Source organism: Victivallis lenta (assembly GCF_009695545.1).
Lineage (GTDB): Bacteria > Verrucomicrobiota > Lentisphaeria > Victivallales > Victivallaceae > Victivallis > Victivallis lenta.
Genome location: NZ_VUNS01000076.1, coordinates 1 through 1411, shown reverse-complemented (window position 1 = coordinate 1411; position 1411 = coordinate 1). Strand labels below are relative to the sequence as shown.

2 protein-coding genes are annotated in these 1411 nt (G+C 48.8%); both read left to right on the top strand.

Going from position 1 to position 1411, the window contains the following annotated elements:
- Positions 1–279 precede the first annotated feature (279 nt).
- Entirely contained in the window at positions 280–681 is a 402-nt protein-coding gene (locus tag FYJ85_RS22850; protein WP_154420991.1) for a hypothetical protein, read from the top strand.
- Between the two features lie 373 nt (positions 682–1054).
- A complete protein-coding gene (locus FYJ85_RS22845) occupies positions 1055–1408 on the top strand; it encodes a hypothetical protein (protein ID WP_154420990.1) in 354 nt (117 codons plus the stop codon).
- Positions 1409–1411 lie beyond the last annotated feature (3 nt).

Here is a 1411-nt window from a genome sequence, read left to right as displayed (position 1 = left end):
GCGAGCAGTTCCGGAAGCTGATCGATCTGGTCAGGCATCCGTTCCATCATCTCAAGTTCGATGACGACCTGTCGCTGTAGTTCCGTAAATGGGGCGATATGATCCCTGTCCCAGCAGGGATCTGAACTGTTCTCTCCGGTATCAGGAAGGCATACTGATCTACGGTGCACCGGCTCGTGAACGGTATTTTATATTTTTTGTATGACGAACATAATGTGCCCCGGATGGTCCGAGGCCAATAAATCACTACGGGCGGAAAGCCCAGAAAGGAAGGACACCATGTCCGAAAATGTCTACACGATTCCCGGCCTGATTTCTCATGTTACTCAGGAAGTCAAGCAGTCCCCAACACCCAACCAGCTGCGCCTTGCCGTCACATTCCCGGATCGACTGATGCTTTCCAGCAACGAACAGATCGGCGTCTTCATGGATTTCGCAGCCTGCATTCCTGATACGATTGCGACAAGCGGAAGAGCCTATTGCAAACGGATCATGACCGATGTGACGAGGAATGCAGAAAAGGAGCAATTTTACTGCGTGTTTTACATTGACACAGTTCCGCTCCAATCGGAATCCCTGAGCGAGGAAGATCAGAATAAGCTGTACAGCTTCCTCCGGAATCGCTGGCAGGATGCCGTGCTGACGGAACGCCTTCCCCAGGCATTCATTCTGAAAGACTGATACAAATCCCACCTCCCTCCGAAGCCTTCTATTTCGGAGGGGGATACGATTGATTTCATTCCGGCTGCATGTCAGTCAAAAGGAGACGCTTTTATGCCTGCAATTGCTTGTTTTTGAAGTAGTAAGAACACGCAAATTAGTCACGCGTGCCCAGTGGTCAAGGCTATTGGGGAATACTTGGCAGGGAGCACTGTTTTTAGCAATCCATATGTGCGGCATCTGTAAAACAAACACCCGGAAGGGTTCGGGAATGGCTCTCTCCAAAGCTCACGAAGGAAAGCGTTGTAAAAAACAATTGCTCATGGTCATGTAATGAACGGGCGGCATGAGGCTACCCGAAGATCAAACTCCCTAAAAGGAACAGGAGGAAAAAATGAATCAACATGTTAATTCAGAAGTCAAACAAGAGAATGTCAAAACCGCTGAAATGGTTCTGGAAATGCCGAGAGTCATTACAGAACCGGCTGCACGCAAACAGGCAGCAGAGAACTTCATCGACTACATCCATTCCGGAGCAACCCAAGAAGGTGAGAAGCTGCGTCCCTTCTTCAATAACCTGAACTATGAAATTGACGAAGTGGGAAACCTGCGGATTGAAGGTTCATTGACCGGGGATTTGAGTATCTGTCCGTTGTCAGTGCTTTCGTCGTGGACCGAAGAAGTCTGGCAGAAGAGTCTGGAATCCTTGGTTGGAAGCAATGGCATGATCAAATGTGAAATCAAATAACCG